Annotated in this window: 1 protein-coding gene; it reads right to left on the reverse strand. The window is 70.3% G+C overall.

Translation table 11 applies throughout. From position 1 onward, the window contains the following. Positions 1-97: 97 nt before the first annotated feature. The coding region (locus AOK11_RS32460) for a peptidoglycan D,D-transpeptidase FtsI family protein (RefSeq protein WP_055597267.1) at positions 98-1,950 on the reverse strand (1,853 nt) is incomplete at its 5' end.

Genomic DNA, 1,950 nt, shown 5'->3' on the forward strand with positions numbered 1-1,950 from the left:
CAGGGGGGTGTTCCGTTTCCCGGGGTCGGGGGAGATCGTTGTCACGGGCTGTTCCTGGGTGGTTCCGTGCCGGCCGGACGCGAGGTTTCGCGGCCGGTCAGCGCTTGAAGGTGACCGGGAGGTAGGCCGGTTCGGCACCGGTCGGCGGCACCTGGAGGGTCTTGAGGGCGAACTCCATGACCTGCTTGTAGACGGGTCCGCAGATCTGGCCGCCGAAGTAACTGCCCTCGGTGGCGTTCTGGATGACGCAGGAGACGGTGACCCGGGGCTGGTCGGCGGGCGCGAATCCGGCGAAGGAGGAGGTGTAGCCGTGGTACTTGCCGGTGGCCGGATCCACGCGGTTGGCCGTACCCGTCTTCCCCGCCACCCGGTAGCCGGGAATGCGCGCCTTGGTGCCGGTGCCCTCCTCGTCGTCCACGACCGACTCCAGCATCCGGGCGAGCGTCTTCGCCGTCTTCTGGCTGACGACCCGTGTCTTCTCGGGCTTCGGGGCGGGGGTGAAGCTCCCGTCGGGCTCCTTGGTGCCGCGCACCAGTGCGGGTTCGACGCGTACGCCGCCGTTGGCGATGGTGGAGTAGACGGACGCGGCCTGCATGGCGTTGACGGACACGCCCTGGCCGAAAGGAATCGTGTACTGCTGGGAGGTCGACCAGGTGTCGGGCGGGGCGAGGATGCCCTTGGTCTCGCCGGGGAAGCCGAGTCCGGTGTGGCTGCCGAGACCGAAGGCGCGCAGGTAGTCGTAGAGCACCTTGTTGGCGGCGGCCTGGGTCTTGCCGAGCTGGCCGGTGGCCAGAATGGTGCCGATGTTGCTGGACTTGGCGAGCACCCCGTTGAGGGTGAGGTACCAGGTCGGGTGGTCGACGTCGTCCTTGAACAGGCGGTCGCCGCGGTGCAGCCGGTTCGGCACGACGACGTGCGTCCGCGGGGTGGCCGCTCCCTCCTCCAGTACGGCCGCCATGGACAGGACCTTGGCGGTGGATCCGGGCTCGAAGGCGTCCTGGAGGGCCGCGTTGCCGAGGGCCGCCGGATCGGCCTCGGAGAGGTCGTTGGGGTCGAAGCCGGGCGCGTTGGCCATGGCGAGGACCTCGCCGGTGCGGGTGTCCTGGACGATGACGTAACCGCGGTCGGCCTTCGACTTCTCCACCTGTTCGCTGATGGCGTTCTGCGCGGCCCACTGGATGTCGCGGTCGATGGTGAGCTCGACGTCGCTGCCGGGGACGGCCGGTGTCTCGCTGGAGTCCACGGTCGGCACCAGACGGCCACCGGACTGGGCGTAGCGGATCTTGCCGTCCTCGCCGGCGAGCCGCTTGTCCAGCTGGAGTTCGATGCCGCCGCCGCCCCTGCCCTCGGCGTTGACCCAGCCCAGTATCCCGGCGGCGAGTTCGTTGTTGGGGTACACCCGCTTGCTGGTGGGCACGGACAGGACGCCGGCGAGGACGTTGACGGAGGACGTGTCGGTCTCCGCCTTCTTGGCCAGCGCGGACTTCAGGTCCTTGATCTGCTGCCACACCTGGGGAGTCTGGCGGCTCGCGAGTTTGACGTAGCGCAGGGCCTTGTTGTCCGGCCTCAGCTTCCCGGCCAGCCGGTCCTGGTCCTGGCCGAGGATCGGGGCGAGGAGGGCGGCGGCCTGTTCGGGGCCGTCGGCGATCTCCAGCTGGTCGGGGGCGAACATCGTCGGGTCGGCGGTGATGTCGTAGGCGTCCTCGCTGGTCGCCAGGGCGACGCCGTTGCGGTCGGTGATCCTGCCGCGCTCGGCGTCCAGCACCTGGCCGACGTAGAGGCTCTGCCCGGCCTTCGCGGCATAGGTGTCGGCCTTGACGGCCTGCACCTGGAGCAGGCGTACGACGAAGACGCTCAGGACCAGGGCCAGCACCAGGCCGATCAGGCGCAGCCGGGGGCGCGGGCTGCCCAGCCGGATGGCCTTCGGGGCCGCCGGGCCCGGCGGCCGGG

This window comes from Streptomyces hirsutus (genome assembly GCF_001418415.1).
Taxonomy (GTDB): Bacteria; Actinomycetota; Actinomycetes; order Streptomycetales; family Streptomycetaceae; genus Streptomyces; species Streptomyces hirsutus.